The organism is Pseudomonas palleroniana, assembly GCF_003031675.1.
Classification (GTDB): Bacteria; Pseudomonadota; Gammaproteobacteria; order Pseudomonadales; family Pseudomonadaceae; genus Aquipseudomonas; species Aquipseudomonas palleroniana.
The window spans coordinates 58,147-75,921 of record NZ_PYWX01000053.1; the positions used below are offsets into that span (position 1 = coordinate 58,147).

Genomic DNA, 17,775 nt, shown 5'->3' on the forward strand with positions numbered 1-17,775 from the left:
CAATATACATTTGACTGATGCACCGCAATCGGGAGCAAGCCCCCTCCCACAATCCCCTCCCACAGGGTGATACGGTGTTGCTTAGAACTTGTAGCCGATACCCACCATGTAGACCATCGGGTCCACGTCCACATTCACCTTGGCGCGAGTGCCTTGGCCCAGCGCGTTGTTGTCCACGGTCGCCTTGGTGCTGATGTCGATGTAGCGCGCCTGGGCGTTGATCATCCACTTGTCGTTGATCATGTAGTCGGCGCCGATCTGCGCGGCCCAGCCCCAGGAGTTCTCGGCCTTGAAGTTGCTGAAACCGGCTTGCTGTGCACGGCTGCCGACGTGTTCGTCGTAGATCCAGGTGTAGTTGATACCAGCGCCCACGTAGGGTTGGAACGCCGACTTGCTGTCCAGCGGGTAGTACACGACGCTCAGGGTCGGCGGCAGGTGTTTCAAGGTGCCGAGCTTGCCGTTGGCGGCGCCCAGGGCGGTGTTTTTGATCTTCACGTCATGCTCGAACGGAGTGGCGGCCAGCAGTTCGATACCGACGTGGTTGGTCAGCATGTAGGCGAAGTTCAAGCCCAGCTGGGTGTCGCTGCTCATGGTCGCCTTGCCGCCCAGGTTGGTGCCCGCCAATGGGCCCTGGTCAACTTTCACGTGGCCGCTGTCAGCCTTCGGGTTCACGGTGATAGCACCGGCGCGAACCAGAATGTCGCCCGCTTCGTGAGCGTGGACGGCAGGGGCGGCGAGGGCGAGCGCGAAGAGGGACGCGCCGAGCAGGGACTTGTTCATGGGAGCTCCAAAAGGACGTTTAAAAGTTGTACGTCCAATGGTAAAGATCGTTCCGTTCGATCTTTTGACTCAGCTCAATGAATGGGCAATCAGCGCTAGTCCGGCAGTTCGTAGACGTAAATCTTCTCGGCATCCATCTGGTAACCGGCATCCGCCAACTCGCTGGTGGAGGGTTTGACCTGCATTGAACCCTCGATCCAATACGGTTGGTAGAGCTCATCGAGCTTCACGCCGATTTCGCTTTTCACATGCACGATCTGGTTCGACGGCGGCGGCGGTACGTGAATGCAGGCGCCGAAATACGGCACCAGCAGAAACTCGGTGGTGCGGCCTTCTTCGCTGACTTCCAGCGGCACGATATAACCCGGCAAACGGATATGCTGGCCGTCCAGGCTTTGCACCACCGGCGCGTTGGGCAGTTCCTGCTTGGCCGCGGGCGCCGCCTCGACCGACAAGGCATCGGCCATGTTCGACAGGTCGTGCAACGGTTTCATGTTGGGGATTTCCGGTGGCGCATCCGGCGGGATCATCTCCTGCCAGGACAGGTCCTTGGGCTGGTCGGCGGACCAGGCGGGCACGCTCACCAGCAGCAACAGCGCAAACAGGGCACGACGCATCGAAGCCTTCCTCATAAACGGATCGACAGGCCATCGGCCAGGGATTGCCGATAGGCGCGCCACGCGGGCACGCTGCCCATCAACAACGCTGCGCACAGGATACCGGCGAGCAATGTCCATTCATATTCGCTCGGCCACGACATCGGCAAGTCCAGCCCGTAGTTGGCCTGCAAATACCCACGCGATGCGGCGATGCACAGGTACAACAAGCCCACGCCCGCCACCACGCCGGACAACGCCAGGGCGAAGGCTTCAAAGATCAGCAGCGTGGCGATATGCCAAGGCCGCGCGCCCACCGAGCGCAATATCGCCATTTCGCGGCGTCGTTCGTTGAGGCTGGTGAGGATCGCCGTGAGCATGCCGATCAAACCGGTCAGCACCACAAACAACGAGATCACGAACAGCGCCTTTTCGGCGGTGCCCATCATGCTCCACAGCTCTTGCAAGGCCACGCCCGGCAAGATCGCCAGCATGGGCTCGCCACGGAAATCGTTGATTTCCCGTTGCAGGGCGAAGGTGGAAATCTTGTTGTTCAGCCCGAGCATGAACGCCGTGATGGCCTGCGGGGTGAGGTCCATATTGCGCGCCTGATCGGCACTGATGCGGCCCTTGCCCTGGGCCGGTACGCCGTTGTGCCAGTCGATATGGATCGCTTCCATGCCGCCGAGGCTGATGTGCAGCGTGCGGTCTACCGGAGTGCCGGTGCGCTTGAGAATGCCGACCACGGTGAACGGCTTGTCATCGTGTTTCACCAGGCTGACGACCGCCACGCCGTGGGCCAGTACCAGCTTGTCACCGAGTTTGTAATGCAGCGCGTCGGCCACTTCGGCGCCCAGTACCACTTCGAACGGATCGGTGGCGAAAGCGCGGCCGCTGGCCAGTTCGAGGTTCTGTTTGCGGCCGTACTGGTAATGCTCGAAATAGGACTGGTTGGTGCCCATCACGCGGTAGCCGCGATGGGAGTCACCGAGGGAAATCGGGATCGCCCACTTCACTTGCGGGCTGGCGGCGAAGTGCTCGAAGCTGTCCCAGCGGATGTTGTTGGTCGCGTTGCCGATGCGGAACACCGAATACAGCAACAGGTTGACCGAGCCTGAGCGGGCGCCGACGATCAAGTCGGTGCCGCTGATGGTGCTCGCGAAGCTGTTGCGCGCTTCGGTGCGTACCCGCTCCACGGCGAGCAACAAGCACACTGAAAGCGCGATGGCGAAGGCGGTGAGGATCGCGGTAAAGCGGCGGTTAGCCAGGCTGGCCATGGCTAGACGGAACAGATACATCTCAAACCTCTGCGGGCGTGGCGGCGCGATTGAGTTCGGCCAGCGACAGGTTGCGGTCGAACAGCGGTGCCAGGCTCTGGTCATGGCTGACAAACAACAGGCTGGCGCCCGCTTCGCGGCATTCGGCGAACAGCAACTGGATGAACGCTTCGCGGGCGTCATGGTCCAGGGCCGAGGTGGGCTCGTCGGCAATCACCAGTTCCGGCTGGCCGATCAGCGCACGGGCGGCGGCCACCCGTTGCTGCTGGCCGATGGACAGCGAGTCGGCACGGCGCTCCAGTAGGTCTGGAGCGTTGAGCCCCAGATGCGCGAGCAAGGTGGCAGCCGCCTGATCGACACTGCCGTGACGCTGAACCGCCCGTTGCGCGCGCAGCCTGGAGAAGTGGCAGGGCAGTTCGACGTTCTCGCGTACCGACAGAAACGGCAGCAGGTTGAACTGCTGGAAGATATAGCCGGTGTGGTCGACGCGGAAACGGTCGCGGGCACCCGCCGACAGTTCGGTGAGTTCCTGGCCGAGCAGGCGGATGCTGCCGCGGCTGGGTTTCTGCACGCCGCCCAGCAACCCGAGCAGGGTGGTTTTGCCGCTGCCGCTCGGGCCTTTGAGGAACAGGGTTTCACCCGCTTCCAGGCGGAACGCGGGAATGTCCAGCAACTGGGGGTGACCGGGCCAATTGAAGCCCAGGTCAGACAGTTCGATCAATGCTTGGGTCATGTGTTCAGAACTTCAGGGTGGCTGCGGCGGCCGTCGCTTCAACACCTTGCTGGCCGCTCGGACCGATCAGTTGTACCTGGATTTTCTGGGTCGCGGGGAAGGTCTTGAACACTTGCGTCAGGTCAAGGTTGCTCAATGCCGTCGGCGTGGCGCAGGTGAATTGATAGTGGGCGTGGATCTCGCTGTGATCGTGATGATGCTCGTGGGCGGCGGCGCCTTTGCCGTCGGTGGCATGGTCGTCATCGTCGTCGTCATGCTCGGCTTGCGGCTTGTCGCCGAACAGCGGGCTGTTGAGTTCCTGGGTGCTGATCACGCAGCCGGCGGCCTTGGGCAGGTTGAACAGCGCCAGCGGGTTTTCCAGCTGTTTGCGTGCGGCGGCGACCTTGGCCTTGTCGGCGGCGGTGCTGGCCTGGTGTTCGAAACCCACAAGGTTCATGGCCGGGCTGTCGAACTCCACTTCCAGCGCCTGGCCGTCGAGCACGGCGTTAAGGCGGCCGACCCCGTGCTCATGGGCGCCGAGGCTGCCATGTTCATGTTCGTGATCATCATGAGCGTGGGCGACAGCCAATGGCAGCAGGGCAAACGGCAAAGCGAGCAGCAGACGGCGCATGAGAAGGCTCCAGAACATGAAAGTTTTGTTATGTGATCTTATAACAATGTGTGCAGAGTTTGACCGCCCGCTTGGCGTTGCGCAAGCCGCGTGGGAGCATGCCTGTCAGAAAAATGCAGGAGGAAGGACGATGTTGCGAATTCGTGGAACCGTTGGCGATCTGCCGGTGGATTTGACCCTGGAGCTGGACGACGGCGACTGGGCCCGGCTGGGCGCGCAGTTGCAGGCCGCCCCGGCGCCCCTCGCGCCGACTGCTGCGCCAGTCAAGCAGATCGATGATCTATGGCAGAAGGCCCAGGACCTGTTGCGCCAGGCCGGGCAACTCAGCGGGCTGGAATTGCTCGATCAACTGGAAGGGCTGGCCGGCGATGCCGCGTCCGGCAAGCGCCTGTTGGTGCGCTTGCGACACAGTGCCAATGTCAAAGTCGCTAGCGGCGGGGACACGCCGCTGTACCGTTGGGTCGACGCTTAATACAGCGCGGCGAACAACTTGCGGCGGTATGCCGTGACCAATGGGTGGTCGTTGCCGAGCAATTCGAACACCTGTAGCAGGGTCTTGTGCGGCAAGCCTTCGCTGTAGCTGCGATTGCGGATAAACAGTTTCAGCAAGCCTTCCAGCGCCGCGTCGTACTGCTGGCGCGCCAGTTGTTGAATCGCTAGCTGATAGGCTGCTTCATCATCCTGCGGGTTTTGCGCCAGGCGGCTTTTCAGCTCGGCGGCGTCCGGCAGGTCGGCCGCCTGGCGCAGGAAGGTGATCTGTGCCTTCGCCCCGGCGAGTGCGGCTTTGTGATCGTCGCTCTTCACGGCATCCAGCACCGCCTGGGCTTCGCCCAATTCACCGCGTTCGGCCAGGCAGCGTGCGTACAGGATCAGCGCGGCGGCGTGGGTGTTGTCCTCGCCCAGCAGTGCGACCAGCACCGCTTCGGCCTCGCTGATACGCCCTTCGGCAAACAGCGCCTGAGCCTGTTCCAGCGGATCGGCCGCGGCCGGTGGCGGCATCTGCACATGTGGCTCCAGCATCGCCCGCACCGCCGACTCCGGCTGCGCTCCGGCAAACCCGTCCACCGGCTGGCCATCCTTGAACAACACCACCGTCGGCAGGCTGCGAATGCCAAAACGCGCAACGATATCCTGCTCGGCCTCGCAGTCGACCTTGGCCAACAGCAACTCGCCCTGATAACTCTCGGCAATCTGCGCCAACAGCGGCATCAACGCCTTGCACGGGGCACACCACTCGGCCCAGAAATCCACCAACACAGGCTTGTGGAACGAGTTTTCGATGACTGCCTGATCAAAGGTGGCAGTGGTGGCATCGAAGATGTACGGCGTGGGCTCACTCATGGGGCGTCTCGAATAAAGCGGGAATGGCGCAACTATAAGGGCTGGCGCGGGCTACCGGAAGCGGCTTGGCGTTCACTCGCGAGCGGCGTGCCAAAAGGTGTCTTCATACCAATCGCGGGGAAAACCCATCGACTTAAGGTTAACGGCGGGAAACTCACTGATCAGGTGATATAAGCGTTGGTCCCAGCCATATACCAGTGGCTACCGTAGGTAGGTCCCATGGGTTGCTGATAACGGCGCGGGATGCAATCTCAACTCTTTCGATGGCATCCATCGTTAGTAATCGAAGGCGCCGGTCAAAATCGTACAGTTGGGTTAACTGGCGGAACTGGCTGCCCTCACGGAACCGATGGTCGAGACCTTCCGGCTTTTGGAAAGGCCGCATGTAAGGGCTTAATCGAAAGAAACTGACGGCCTGTAAAAAGGACTTGGCGCGGGCTGATGCCAGTCAGTTAAAGGGTGGGCTGTAGAACACATGATCTGTAGTGAGCGGGCTTGCCCCGCGCTGGGTGGCGAAGCCGCCCCAAACCCAGGCACTTCGGTCCTTCTGAAATACGGCGGCGTCTTTGTTGGGGCGGCTGCGCCACCCAGCGCGGGGCAAGCCCGCTCACTACAGAGTTTGGTTGCGGCAGGTTCTCTTAACTGACTGGCATTACTCGGCGCGGGCCTCATTTTGAATGTGCAAACCGCGCTGCTTGAGCAGTTCCAATTGAGCAGGAACGTCTATGGCAGGCTTGTTGAATGTCCTCATGCTCAAAAAATACCGAGCATAAAAAACCCGCACAATTTGTGCTTGGTTACTGACGCAACCAGAGGCATGGCGGGTGTATTACTGCGAAGGCTAGGCAGCTGCCCGGCGTTTTGCAAGCCCTTCATACGACCGGCGATAGGCGACGGGGTCTGGAAATGCATGCTGATTAATTGTCCAAGTGCGTGCAAAAGGAGGGCATTTTCCACAGCCATTCCTTTTATGTCTCAGCGAACGTATTGCCAGAAATTTGTAACGTTCGGGTTTAACGCCGCGAATGGTACAGGCTCACCTTGCGAAACTCCCAAGGCTCGGCCAGGTCGGGCAGTGTCAGTGCATCAAGGATCTGCAACCGCCGGTAATCCGGGTGCTGGAAGTCCCTGACCCGCGAGTCGGCCACCAGCGCTTCGCGGCCACGGGTGAGGAATTGATCCAGCAGCGGCAGGTTGGCCCGGTCGTAGAGCACGTCGGCCACCAGGATCAGGTCGAAGCGGTCGGCTTCGGCGAAGAAGTCTGCCGAATAACCCAGCGTCACACCGTTGAGTTCGGCATTGGCCCGGCAGGCGGCCAGCGCCAGTGGGTCAAGGTCACAGGCCACCACTTCGCGCGCGCCCGCCTTGACGGCGGCAATCCCGGCCACGCCGGAGCCGGCGCCGAAGTCCAGTACGCGTTTGTCGGCGACCCACTCGGGGTTGGCCGCCAGATATCGCGCCAGTGCCAGGCCGCTGGCCCAGCAGAAACTCCAGTAGGGCGGTTCATGCAGGATACGCCGGGTTTCTTCCTGGCTGAATTCGCGGTCCATGTTGTCCGCATCCAGCAGCCACAATGACAACTCGGTGCCCGGCAGCGGGCAGGGCACCAGTTGCGCATCGCCGATCAGCTCGCTGAGGGCGCGCTGCAGAGGCAGCGGTGGCGTCATGGTGCCTTGACGAGTTGCAAGGGACCGGTGGTCTGGGTGATCGCCTGGGTGATACGCACGGCGGGCAGGTGCAGGATCAACTGGCCGGACTGGCTGGCGCGGCCGCGTAATTCAACCCGCGCACCGGCCGGGAACGCCTCGGGGTTGAAGCGCAGGCGGAAGGCCAGGGGCTTGCCGTTGGCGGACAACACGCTGCTGGCGAGCAATTGTTGCGGGCGGTTGCGTTCATCGATCACCAGCAGTGCCAATTCGACTTCGGCATTGGCCGGCACGCCATTGAGCACGCCGCTGATTTCCCGCTGATACGCCGGCAAGGGGCCAAGGTCTTCAATACCCGGGACTTTTTTCTCTTGGGCTGGTGTCGGTTGAGGTGCGGCCGGCTTGGGGGCTTCGCTGCTGCAGGCGACCAGAAAACTGAACAGGCCGAGTAAAACCAGTGGTCGTAACTGCATGTACGGCTCCAGAAGTGACAAAATCCGTGGTTTGAAAATCAAGAAACATAATAGCCCGCCTATATACCGTAAAGGCTATGGCTTGTCTTGCCACGGGGATGCGCTACCATGGCCCTCCCTTTTTTTGTTGCCTGCCACCATGCACTGTCCCTTCTGCGGTGCCAACGACACCAAGGTCATTGATTCGCGTCTGGTCGCCGAGGGCGATCAAGTGCGTCGCCGGCGCGAATGCCTGGCCTGCGGTGAACGTTTCACCACCTTCGAAACCGCCGAACTGGTATTGCCGCGTCTGATCAAGTCCGACGGCAGCCGCCAGCCTTTCGACGAAGACAAACTACGCGCCGGTATGCAGCGCGCCCTGGAAAAACGCCCGGTGAGTGTCGAGCGGCTGGAGGCGGCGCTGGTGCACATCAAGCACAAGCTGCGCGCAACCGGCGAGCGCGAGGTCAAGAGCCTGGTGGTTGGAGAACTGGTGATGGGCGAGCTGCAAAAGCTCGACGAAGTCGCCTATATCCGTTTCGCCTCGGTGTATCGACGCTTCCAGGACCTCAATGAGTTCCGCGAAGAGATCGACCGCCTGGCCCGTGAGCCGGTCAAAGAATGAACCCGTCTTCCACTGCCGAGCAGGCTGTCCTCGACGCTCATTACATGGCTCGCGCCCTGGAACTGGCGCGCAAGGGCCTGTACACCACCCACCCTAACCCGCGTGTAGGCTGCGTGATCGTGCGCGATGGGCAGGTGGTCGGCGAAGGCTGGCATGAGCGCACCGGCGAACCCCACGCCGAGCCCAACGCCCTGCGCGCCGCCGGCGACAAGGCGCGTGGCGCCACGGTGTACGTGACCCTCGAACCCTGCAGCCATCATGGGCGTACCCCGCCGTGCGCGGATGCATTGGTGAGTGCCGGTGTGGCGCGTGTCGTCGCCGGGATGCAGGACCCGAACCCGGAAGTGGCCGGGCGTGGTATGCAGCGCCTGGCTCAGGCCGGTATCGAGGTACAGAGCGGTGTGCTGGAAGCGCAGGCGCGTGCATTGAACCCGGGTTTCCTCAAGCGCATGGAACACGGCCTGCCATTTGTGCGGGTCAAGCTGGCAATGAGCCTGGACGGCCGCACCGCCATGGCCAGCGGCGAAAGCCAATGGATCACCGGCCCGGCTGCCCGCGCCGCCGTGCAACGCCTGCGTGCCGAAGCCAGTGTGGTGCTGACCGGCGCCGACACCGTGTTAGCCGACGGCGCCCGCCTGACCGTGCGTGCTGCCGAACTGGGCCTGGATGAGGCGACCACCGCTTTGGCCATGTCGCGTCCGCCCTTGCGCGTGCTGATCGACGGCCGCCTGCGCGTGCCGCTTAACGCGCCGTTCTTCAAGGCCGGCCCGGCCCTGGTCATCACCTGCGTCACTCCGGAGAATCAGTTCCCGCGGGGCCCTGAATGCCTGGTGGTGCCGGGGGTTGATGGCCAGGTCGACCTGCGTTCGGCCCTGGTTGCCCTGGCCGCGCGTGGCGTCAACGAGGTGCTGGTGGAGGCCGGTCCGAGCCTCGCAGGCGCCTTCGCCCAGCAGGGGCTGGTGGACGAGTACGTGATTTTCGTCGCCGGCAAGTTCCTTGGCTCCGCCGCTCGGCCTTTGTTGGACTGGCCGCTTGAGAAACTGGCGGATGCCCCCCAACTCAAGATCACTGAAATGCGCGCTGTGGGCGACGACTGGCGAGTCACTGCCATTCCTTTGCCAGTAGCGAGCGTATAATTTCCGGCCTGCGCCCGGCGCAGCCCTGTTTTCCTGGAGAAGGCCATGTTCACCGGCATTATCGAATCCATCGGCAGCATCCGCGCCATGACCCCAAAAGGCGGCGATGTACGCCTGCTGGTTGAAACCGGCAAGCTCGACCTCGGCGACGTCAAGCTGGGCGACAGCATCGCCGTCAACGGCGTATGCCTGACGGTCATCGAACTGCCGGGCAACGGCTTTGCCGCCGACGTCAGCCGGGAAACCCTGGACTGCACGGCGATGAATGACCTCAAGGCGGGCAGCCCGGTCAACCTGGAAAAAGCCCTGACGCCCACCACCCGCCTGGGCGGTCACCTGGTCAGCGGCCATGTCGACGGCGTCGGCGAAGTGGTGGCGCGCAGCGAAAACGCGCGTGCTGTGGAGTTTCGCATCCGGGCTCCCAAAGAGCTGGCCAAGTACATCGCCCACAAAGGCTCGATCACCGTCGATGGCACCAGCCTGACCGTTAACGCGGTCAATGGCGCCGAGTTTGAATTGACCATCATTCCCCACACGCTCAGCGAAACGATCATGGCCTCGTACCAGCCGGGTCGCCGGGTGAACCTGGAAGTGGACTTGCTGGCCCGTTACCTGGAGCGCCTGCTGTTGGGCGAAAAGGCCGCAGAGCCAACCGGTAGTAACATCACTGAAAGTTTTCTGGCCGCTAACGGCTACCTGAAATCCTGACCAAGGGGGTGCCGCGTGGCGCTCAATAGCATCGAAGAACTGGTTGAAGACATCCGCCAAGGCAAGATGGTCATCCTGATGGATGACGAAGACCGTGAAAACGAAGGCGACATCATCATGGCCGCCGAGGCCTGCCAGCCTGAGCACATCAACTTCATGGCCAAGCACGCCCGCGGGCTGATCTGCATGCCCATGAGCCGCGAGCGCTGCGAGTTGCTCAAGCTGCCGTTGATGGCGCCGCGCAACGGCTCGGGTTTCGGCACCAAGTTCACGGTTTCCATTGAGGCGACCACCGGCGTCACCACCGGTATCTCCGCCGCTGACCGCGCACGCACTGTGCAAGCCGCCGCCGCCAAAGATGCCAAGGCGGAAGACATCGTCAGCCCGGGTCACATTTTCCCGTTGATGGCCCAGCCGGGCGGCACCCTGGCACGTGCCGGCCACACCGAGGCGGCCTGCGACCTGGCGCGCATGGCCGGTTTTGAGCCGAGCGGGGTGATCTGCGAGGTGATGAACGACGACGGCACCATGGCCCGTCGTCCTGAGCTGGAAGCTTTTGCCGCTGAACACAACCTCAAGATCGGCACCATTGCCGACCTGATTCACTACCGCATGATCCACGAACGTACCGTTCAGCGGATTGCCGAGCAGCCTCTGGACAGCGAACTGGGCCAATTCAATTTGGTGACCTACCGTGATTCAGTGGAAGGCGACGTGCACATGGCCCTGACCCTGGGCAACATCTGCGCCGAAGAACCGACCCTGGTGCGGGTGCACAACATGGACCCGCTGCGTGACCTGCTGATGGTCAAGCAACCGGGGCGCTGGAGCCTGCGGGCCGCCATGGCTGCGGTTTCCGAGGCCGGCAGCGGTGTGGTGCTGCTGCTCGGTCACCCGCTTGATGGCGATGTGCTGCTGGCGCATATCCGCGAAACCGCCGACCACGCGCCGGTAAAAAAACCGACCACCTACAGCATCGTCGGTGCCGGTTCGCAGATCCTGCGTGACCTCGGTGTGCGCAAAATGCGCCTGATGAGTGCACCGATGAAATTTAATGCGATATCCGGTTTCGACCTGGAAGTTGTAGAATACGTGCCCTCCGAATAAAGGCCGGCGATTTTTGCCCCTTGTTCGCGGTTAAATCATCACTAAGGGGCGCCTTTTTCGCGTCCCGGCTCTTTAAGAGATTTGTCGAATGACCCTGAAGACCATCGAAGGTACCTTCATCGCCCCCAAAGGCCGCTATGCCCTGGTGGTTGGCCGCTTCAACAGCTTCGTGGTTGAAAGCCTGGTAAGCGGTGCCGTGGACGCCCTGGTTCGCCACGGTGTGAGCGAAAGCGACATCACCCTCATCCGTGCCCCTGGCGCCTTCGAAATTCCGCTGGTTGCGCAAAAAGTCGCACAGCAGGGCGAATACGCGGCGATCATCGCCCTGGGCGCGGTCATTCGTGGCGGTACTCCGCATTTCGAATACGTGGCTGGCGAATGCACCAAGGGCCTGGCCCAGGTGTCCATGGAATTCGGCGTACCGGTTGCCTTCGGCGTGCTGACCGTTGACTCCATCGAGCAAGCCATCGAGCGCTCCGGCACCAAGGCCGGTAACAAAGGCGCCGAAGCTGCCCTGTCCGCCTTGGAAATGGTCAGCCTGCTGTCGCAGTTGGAGGCCAAGTGATTTCCGACGAGAGCGATCGTTTCAACCCACGCGACCCACGCCCAGCGGACGCCGGCAAGCCATCGAAGAACGAGAAGCGTCGTGCTGCTCGTCAGCTGGCGACCCAGGCGCTGTACCAGCGCCACCTGGCGGGTGCTTCGTTGAACGAAATCGAAGCGCAGTTTCGCGTCGACAACGATTTTACCTTTGCCGACCTGCCGTACTTCCACGACATCCTGCACGGTGTGCATGCCCACCTGAGCGAGATCGATGCGGCCCTGGCACCGTGCCTGGACCTGACCATCGAAGAGCTGGACCCGGTTGAACTGTGCGTGATGCGCTTGTCGGCCTGGGAACTGCTCTATCGCGTCGACGTACCGTACCGCGTGGTGATCAACGAAGGTATCGAACTGGCGAAAGTCTACGGTTCGACCGACGGCCACAAGTTCGTCAACGGCGTGCTCGACAAGCTGGCCCCGCGCCTGCGTGAAGCCGAAGTGAAGGAACACAAGCGCTGATTTGCGCTTGAGTCCCTGATGGGTGAGTTCGAGCTGATCCGCAACTACTTCGCCGCCGCGGCCTGTGCGCAAGGCGGCGAAGGCATTGCCCTGGGGATCGGCGACGACTGCGCCTTGCTGGCGCTCCCGCCTGGGGAGCAGTTGGCAATCTCCACGGATACGTTGGTGGCCGGCGTGCATTTTGCCGACCCTTGCGATCCGTTCCTGCTCGGCCAGCGCTCGTTGGCTGTGGCGGTGAGCGACCTGGCTGCCATGGGCGCCAACCCTCTTGCGTTTACCCTTGCCCTGACGACGCCGACGGTCAATGCCGATTGGCTGCAACGCTATGCCCAGGGTTTGAACGCCATGGCCCAACGCTGCGGTGTGAGCCTGGTGGGTGGCGACACCACCCGTGGGCCGCTGAGCCTGACCCTCACGGTATTGGGGCGTGTCCCGGCTGGGCAGGCGTTGACGCGCGGCGGTGCACGGCCGGGTGACCTGCTGTGTGTGGGCGGTGAGTTGGGCAACGCTGCTGGTGCCTTGCCGCTGGTGCTGGGCCAACGCAGTGCACAGGCGGCCATCGCCGATCCGTTGCTGGCGCATTACTGGTCGCCACAACCGCAGCTGGCCTTGGGGCTGGCGTTGCGGGGCAAGGCCACGTCTGCGATGGATATCTCCGACGGGCTGCTGGCCGATTGCGGGCATATTGCCAAGGCGTCATCTGTCGGCCTGTTGGTCGAACGTCAGAAACTGCCACTGTCCACGGCCTTGCTGGCGTTTGTCGGCGATGACGAGGCGCGTGTGGCCGCCTTGAGTGGCGGCGACGATTATGTGCTGGTATTTACCTTGCCACCGGCCCAGTTGGCGCCGCTGCAGGCCGACGGCTGGCCGATCCATGTGATCGGTCGGGTCGAGGCGGGGCAGGGCGTGAAGCTGCTCGATGTAAACGGGCAGGACATCACCCCGGCCGTGCGGGGCTATCAGCATTTTAGCGAAACGCCATGAACCGGCGAGCTGCGCTACCCTTTATACGGTCCACACTGTGTTGGAGACCGTCACCATGCCTATGCGTCACTGGCTGCTGATTGCGTTGTGTGCCGTCGCCCCGCTGGTGCAGGCGGATGAAGCGTCGCCCCCAGGCAAGATCATGCTGGCCAGCGAGGAATGGAACGACTACACCAACGCGGATGGTACGGGGCTGGCCTGGGACGTGTTACGTCAGATCTTCGAGCCGGCAGGCATCACCTTGCAACACCGCAGCGTGCCTTATACGCGCTCGGTCGGCCTGGCCCAGCGCGGCGAAGTGGATGGCTGGGTGGGGTCGTACCGCAACGAAGCCGATGGCGTGCTGTACCCCCACTGGCACTTTGACTCGGATCACATCTACGCCCTCGGGCTGGCCACCGCGCCGGCACCGAGTATCGCCACGCTGGGCAACTATCGTCTGGCCTGGGTGCGTGGCTACAAATATGAGGCGTACCTGCCCAATGTGAAGCGCTTCCACCCGATTGAGCGGCGCAGCGGCATTCTGCCGATGCTGCAATACGGCCGTGCCGACTTTTATATCGATGCGCTCCCCGAAGCCCAATACATCCTGGCTCAGGCAGACGACCCCACACAATTCAAGCTCACCCATATCGCCGAACTGCCGGTGTACGTAGGCTTTGCCGATAACGAGCGGGGGCGTGCCCTGATGGCGGTGTATGACCAGCGCGTGGCTGCCCTGGTCAAAAGTGGCGAATTGAAGCCGATTTTTGCACGCTGGAAACAGCCCTATCCGTTCTGACCTGCATAGAACCAGGATGAAGGCCAATCGAACCGATTGATCTTTATCAGCGATAATTCAGCTTAAGCGTCTGTAGGAACCTGCTGTTACAATGACCGCCTTTGTGAAATCTAGAAATCAGGAGCACACGGTGCCCGTCGTTTTCGTCGCCGCTTCCAAGCTGCCTACCCCTTTTGCCACGTTCACCATGAACGGCTTCCTTGAAGAGGCCACCGGTCGCGAGCACGTTGTGCTCAGCCTGGGTGACATCGCCGACGGCGCGCCGGTGCTGGGCCGTGTGCATTCTGAGTGCCTGACCGGTGACGCACTGTTCAGCCAGCGTTGTGACTGCGGTTCGCAATTGGAAGCGGCTTTGCGCGCCATCGCCCGTGAAGGCCGTGGCGTGTTGTTGTACCTGCGTCAGGAAGGCCGTGGTATTGGCCTGATGAACAAGATCCGCGCCTATGAATTGCAGGACGGCGGCGCCGATACGGTGGAAGCCAACGAGCGCCTGGGCTTTGCCGCCGACCAGCGTGACTACGCCATCTGCCTGCCGATGCTGGAGCATCTGGGTGTGAAATCCCTGCGCCTGATGACCAACAACCCGCGCAAGGTCAAAGCCTTGACCGAGATGGGCATCACCGTGGCCGAGCGTGTGCCGCTGCACACGGGGCACAACCCGCACAACAAACTGTACCTGGCGACCAAGGCCAGCAAGCTCGACCACATGATGGGCAACGAACATCAGGGCGAGGTCGACCGCGCGTGACCCGTGGCCAGGTAAAGCGACGACTGTCCTTCAATTGGTGGCAGTACCTGGCCCTGGCGTTGCTGCCCTTGTTCGTGATCAACCTGCTGTTCAGCCAGGCCGAACCCATGCTATCGGTGCTGGCCATGCCGTTTTTTATCGCCGGCGTGGCCTCGATGTTTTTGAGCCTGCGCTACTTCAACGGCTATAAACACGCGCTGATCGCCACCTCTAAAGCCCTCGACACCCCCGATGAACCGGCCGCCTGGATTACCCTCGCGGCGCGTCGACGCACGGCGTTGATGGTGGCTGCCCTGCCGGCCTGGATCGGTACGCTGGCGGTATTCGTGGGCCTGGAAGCCGTGCCGTTGTGTTTGCTGGCACTCTCGACCCTGGTGTTGTTCTACCTTTATCGCATCCCGCGTCAGCTGGGATGAGGCGTCATTGGCTGGCGGTGCTGCTGCTGGCATTCAGTGTGCCGGGGCTGGCCGTTGAACGGGTGGTCAGCCTGGCGCCATCTCTCTCTGAAATCGTCGTGGAACTGGGGGCGGCCGACCTGCTGGTGGGCGTGCTCGACGGCGGCGAACGTCCTGCTGCATTGGCCAAGGTGCCCTCGGTCGGGCATTACGGCCAACTGGATATGGAGCGCCTGCTCAGCCTCAAGCCGGACCTGATCCTGCTGTGGCCCGGCAGCATCGGCCCGGCCCAGCGTGAGCAACTGCAACGCCTGGATATCCCCGTGTATGTCGCCGAACCCCACAGCCTTGAGCAACTGACCGGCCAAATCCAAGCCATCGCCGAGCAGTTGGGGCGGGCCGAGGCGGGCCGGCAGTTGGCGGGGCAGTTGCATCAGCGCCTGGCCGACCTGCGCCAGCGCTACCAACGGGCCGAGCCGCTGCGGGTGTTTTATCAGGTGTGGAACCAGCCGCTGTATACCGTCGGTGGCGGGCAGATCATCAGCAATGCGTTGAGTGTGTGCGGTGCGCGCAATGTGTTCGATGACCTCAAGCTGCCTGCGCCGCAAGTCAGCATCGAGTCAGTGTTGCAGCGTAATCCCGAGGTGATCCTGGTCGGCGATCAGCCTCAGTTGGAGGCATGGAAAGCATGGCCTCAACTCGCCGCAGTGGCGCAGGGGCGGTTGCTGGTGGTGCCGGACAAGGGCCTTGAGCGGCCCAGCGGGCAGATGCTGGAGGCGGTGGCGCGCTTGTGTGAGGTGCTTGCCCGTTAGAGTTCCGGAGTCCAGGTGATGCCAAACATCAGCGTCCTACCTTCTTCGCGGTAGCCATATTGCTGGCCTTGATACTGATACAACGCCCGGCTGTAGCGTTTATCCAGCAGGTTATCGAGCTTCATGTTCAGCGCGATTTCGCGGCTCATGGCCCAACTGGCGCGTAACCCGAGCAGTCCATAGCCGCCCAATGGGTGTTGGTTCTTCGGGTCGTCGTAGCTGCTGCTGACGGCTTGCCAGCTGGCGCCTACGCCGAAACGCTCGAATTGCCGATCCAGGTCCAGGCTCAGGGTACGCCGGGCGCGACGTGCCAAGGTGCGCCCGGTATCGCGGTCGCGTGGGTCAATCATGGCCAGGCCCAGGCTGCCTTGCCAGCCGAACAGATCCTGCCTGAGTGTGGCTTCGAAGCCATTGATGCGTGCCGAACTGACGTTTTGCGGGCCGTCGCTGCCGAACACGATCGCGTCCTGGATATCGGTGCGGTACAGCGAAGCTTCCAGGCGGGCGGTGTCGCTGAGTTGGCTGCGCCACTGCACTTCGTAACTTTTCGAGGTTTCGGGGCGCAGGTTCGGGTTGCTGTTTTTAAAGCCGTATTCGTCCGGGTAGTACAGGTCATTGAACGTCGGGGCGCGAAACCCCTCGCTGTAACTGAACAGCAGGTCGTTGTCCGGGTTGACGGGCAGGGTCAAGCTGCCGCTCCAGCTGTTGTGGCCGCCGAACTGCTGGTTCTGGTCGCGACGCAGGCCCAGCTCGGTGGAAAAGTACCGCGCTGCAAAGCGATGCTGGATAAACACCGCACGGTTCCAGCGGCTGTCTTCGGCGAGCGCGGTGCTGCTGTTGACCTGATCTTTGTAGCCATCGGCGCCCAGGATCAGGCTGTTCTGATCATTGAGGGTCAGGTCGTTCTGCCAGTTCAGCGAATTGCGGTAGGTGTTGAACACACTGTGTTCATCGCTGAGTTTATCCAGCGACTCTTCGCGGTTTTCGCTGTGGCCCAGTTCGACGCGGGACTTCCAGGTGTCGTTGATCCGCGCGTCGATAAAGCTGCTGACGTTACTGACGCTGAAGTCGGTGTAGGGTTTCTGTTGGAAACTCTGGAAGGTGGTCGAGTCATAGCGACCAAACGGGTTGTCGTACGCGCTTTTGCCACGGTTATCCAACACGTTGATGCCGGCGTCGACCTGGTCGCTGAAGGCGTGGCTCAGGCTGAAACTGAGGGCCTGGTTGCGATAGGCATCATGATCGCCATCGCTGGGGTAGGAGGTGTAGGTGCGGTTGATCCCGGCGGTGTCATCCAGGCTGGCGCCGAGGTTGAAGCGGGTCTGCGAATCGCCCCCGGACACTCCCAGGCTGCGTTCCCACGTCTGGCGGCTGCCGAAGCCCAGGTGAAGGCGCGGTTGCAGACCGGACGTCGTATTGCGCCGGGTGAAGATCTGAATCACCCCGCCAATGGCATCACTGCCGTAGATCGCCGAGCGTGAGCCTCGCAGCACCTCGACGCGCTCGATCTGCTCGATATTGAGGTATTGCAGGTTGCTGGTGCCGGTGGTGGAACTGCTGATGCGTTGGCCATCCACCAGCACCAGGCTCTGGGCGGTGGAGGTCCCCCGAATGTAAACGTTGGTCGCGCTGCCGCGGCCACCACTCTGTGCTACCTGCACACCCGGCACGCGGCTCAGCAAGTCGCTCATGCTGCTGGGCTGCAAGCGGTCGATGTCGTCGCGGGTGAAGACCGTGTTGGCGGTGCTGCTGTCACTACGTGCCTGGACCTGGCGGTTGACGCTGATGACCACGTCGGGGAGTTTCAGGGCGTCGTCGCGGGTGTCGGCGAGCAGTTCGCAGGAAGGCAGAAGCAGCAGGGCGAGGCACAGGCGTTTCATGGTCTTTCCGTAGTTTTGAAGTGAACACCCATCAAATGTGGGAGGGGGCTTGCTCCCGATAGCGGTGCATCAGTCATAGATATTGTGACTGACACACGGCAA

22 protein-coding genes are annotated in these 17,775 nt (G+C 62.2%); 12 read left to right on the top strand and 10 right to left on the bottom strand.

All coding sequences use genetic code 11. From position 1 onward, the window contains the following. Positions 1-81: 81 nt before the first annotated feature. The 5 genes from C9383_RS18235 to C9383_RS18255 all read right to left on the bottom strand — a co-directional run bounded on the left by C9383_RS18235 (position 82) and on the right by C9383_RS18255 (position 3,996). Positions 82-780: an OmpW/AlkL family protein gene (locus C9383_RS18235; protein WP_060755268.1), complete on the bottom strand. Its 699-nt coding sequence runs from the start codon at positions 778-780 to the stop codon at positions 82-84. A 95-nt stretch (positions 781-875) separates the two neighbouring features. Then, on the bottom strand, positions 876-1,397 hold the full coding sequence (locus C9383_RS18240; protein ID WP_060755267.1) for a DUF3299 domain-containing protein: 522 nt from the start codon (positions 1,395-1,397) through the stop codon (positions 876-878). A gap of 11 nt (positions 1,398-1,408) precedes the next feature. Beyond that, positions 1,409-2,674 (bottom strand): ABC transporter permease, encoded by a 1,266-nt coding sequence (locus C9383_RS18245; RefSeq protein WP_090365588.1) that lies wholly within the window; start codon positions 2,672-2,674, stop codon positions 1,409-1,411. 1 nt (position 2,675) lies between these two features. Next, positions 2,676-3,386 carry an ABC transporter ATP-binding protein gene (locus C9383_RS18250; protein WP_060755265.1) on the bottom strand — a complete coding sequence of 237 codons (711 nt, stop codon included), beginning with the start codon at positions 3,384-3,386 and terminating at the stop codon, positions 2,676-2,678. A gap of 4 nt (positions 3,387-3,390) precedes the next feature. Next, a complete protein-coding gene (locus tag C9383_RS18255) occupies positions 3,391-3,996 on the bottom strand; it encodes a DUF2796 domain-containing protein (protein ID WP_090365589.1) in 606 nt (201 codons plus the stop codon). 130 nt (positions 3,997-4,126) lie between these two features. On the opposite strand from C9383_RS18255, the gene C9383_RS18260 reads away from it, so the two are divergent. Then, positions 4,127-4,468, top strand: a complete 342-nt coding sequence (locus tag C9383_RS18260; RefSeq protein WP_090365591.1) for a hypothetical protein — start codon at positions 4,127-4,129, stop codon at positions 4,466-4,468. Here C9383_RS18260 and trxA read toward each other — a convergent pair. The 4 genes from trxA to C9383_RS18290 all read right to left on the bottom strand — a co-directional run bounded on the left by trxA (position 4,465) and on the right by C9383_RS18290 (position 7,456). After that, positions 4,465-5,337, bottom strand: coding sequence for a thioredoxin (trxA, locus tag C9383_RS18265; RefSeq protein WP_090365592.1), 873 nt, complete (start codon positions 5,335-5,337; stop codon positions 4,465-4,467). The genes C9383_RS18260 and trxA overlap by 4 nt on opposite strands. A 154-nt stretch (positions 5,338-5,491) precedes the next feature. Further along, positions 5,492-5,722: an Abi family protein gene (locus C9383_RS18270; protein ID WP_235863162.1), complete on the bottom strand. Its 231-nt coding sequence runs from the start codon at positions 5,720-5,722 to the stop codon at positions 5,492-5,494. A 628-nt stretch (positions 5,723-6,350) separates the two neighbouring features. Next, positions 6,351-7,004: a class I SAM-dependent methyltransferase gene (locus tag C9383_RS18285; RefSeq protein ID WP_060755259.1), complete on the bottom strand. Its 654-nt coding sequence runs from the start codon at positions 7,002-7,004 to the stop codon at positions 6,351-6,353. Further along, positions 7,001-7,456 carry a YbaY family lipoprotein gene (locus C9383_RS18290; protein WP_090365596.1) on the bottom strand — a complete coding sequence of 152 codons (456 nt, stop codon included), beginning with the start codon at positions 7,454-7,456 and terminating at the stop codon, positions 7,001-7,003. Before C9383_RS18290 ends, C9383_RS18285 begins: the two co-directional genes overlap by 4 nt. 139 nt (positions 7,457-7,595) lie before the next feature. Here C9383_RS18290 and nrdR point away from each other — a divergent pair, with 139 nt between their 5' ends. The 11 genes from nrdR (at position 7,596) to C9383_RS18345 (ending at position 15,793) form a co-directional block, all read left to right on the top strand. Then, the gene (nrdR, locus tag C9383_RS18295) at positions 7,596-8,060 is read left to right on the top strand and encodes a transcriptional regulator NrdR (protein WP_029299433.1); all 465 of its coding nucleotides are present in this window, start codon (positions 7,596-7,598) and stop codon (positions 8,058-8,060) included. After that, a complete protein-coding gene (gene ribD, locus C9383_RS18300; protein WP_060755257.1) occupies positions 8,057-9,196 on the top strand; it encodes a bifunctional diaminohydroxyphosphoribosylaminopyrimidine deaminase/5-amino-6-(5-phosphoribosylamino)uracil reductase RibD in 1,140 nt (379 codons plus the stop codon). Before nrdR ends, ribD begins: the two co-directional genes overlap by 4 nt. 45 nt (positions 9,197-9,241) lie before the next feature. Further along, complete coding sequence (locus C9383_RS18305) at positions 9,242-9,904, top strand: riboflavin synthase (protein ID WP_060755256.1); 663 nt, start codon at positions 9,242-9,244, stop codon at positions 9,902-9,904. Positions 9,905-9,919: 15 nt separating this feature from the next. Next, positions 9,920-11,011, top strand: coding sequence for a bifunctional 3,4-dihydroxy-2-butanone-4-phosphate synthase/GTP cyclohydrolase II (gene ribBA, locus C9383_RS18310; RefSeq protein ID WP_060755255.1), 1,092 nt, complete (start codon positions 9,920-9,922; stop codon positions 11,009-11,011). Between the two features lie 88 nt (positions 11,012-11,099). After that, positions 11,100-11,576, top strand: a complete 477-nt coding sequence (gene ribH, locus C9383_RS18315) for a 6,7-dimethyl-8-ribityllumazine synthase (RefSeq protein WP_003194576.1) — start codon at positions 11,100-11,102, stop codon at positions 11,574-11,576. Next, positions 11,573-12,073 carry a transcription antitermination factor NusB gene (nusB, locus tag C9383_RS18320; RefSeq protein WP_090365597.1) on the top strand — a complete coding sequence of 167 codons (501 nt, stop codon included), beginning with the start codon at positions 11,573-11,575 and terminating at the stop codon, positions 12,071-12,073. Before ribH ends, nusB begins: the two co-directional genes overlap by 4 nt. 18 nt (positions 12,074-12,091) lie before the next feature. Beyond that, positions 12,092-13,057, top strand: coding sequence for a thiamine-phosphate kinase (thiL, locus tag C9383_RS18325; RefSeq protein WP_090365599.1), 966 nt, complete (start codon positions 12,092-12,094; stop codon positions 13,055-13,057). 55 nt (positions 13,058-13,112) lie between these two features. Continuing rightward, entirely contained in the window at positions 13,113-13,838 is a 726-nt protein-coding gene (locus tag C9383_RS18330) for a substrate-binding periplasmic protein (RefSeq protein WP_090365600.1), read from the top strand. A gap of 130 nt (positions 13,839-13,968) precedes the next feature. Continuing rightward, positions 13,969-14,586, top strand: a complete 618-nt coding sequence (gene ribA, locus C9383_RS18335; protein ID WP_060755251.1) for a GTP cyclohydrolase II — start codon at positions 13,969-13,971, stop codon at positions 14,584-14,586. Continuing rightward, a complete protein-coding gene (locus C9383_RS18340; protein ID WP_060755250.1) occupies positions 14,583-15,002 on the top strand; it encodes a hypothetical protein in 420 nt (139 codons plus the stop codon). The genes ribA and C9383_RS18340 overlap by 4 nt, the downstream gene beginning before the upstream one ends. Then, on the top strand, positions 14,999-15,793 hold the full coding sequence (locus C9383_RS18345; RefSeq protein ID WP_090365603.1) for a cobalamin-binding protein: 795 nt from the start codon (positions 14,999-15,001) through the stop codon (positions 15,791-15,793). The genes C9383_RS18340 and C9383_RS18345 overlap by 4 nt, the downstream gene beginning before the upstream one ends. On the opposite strand, the gene C9383_RS18350 is transcribed toward C9383_RS18345, so the two are convergent. Next, complete coding sequence (locus C9383_RS18350) at positions 15,790-17,673, bottom strand: TonB-dependent receptor domain-containing protein (RefSeq protein WP_090365605.1); 1,884 nt, start codon at positions 17,671-17,673, stop codon at positions 15,790-15,792. The two genes, C9383_RS18345 and C9383_RS18350, sit on opposite strands and share 4 nt — an antisense overlap. Between the last annotated feature and the right edge of the window lie 102 nt (positions 17,674-17,775).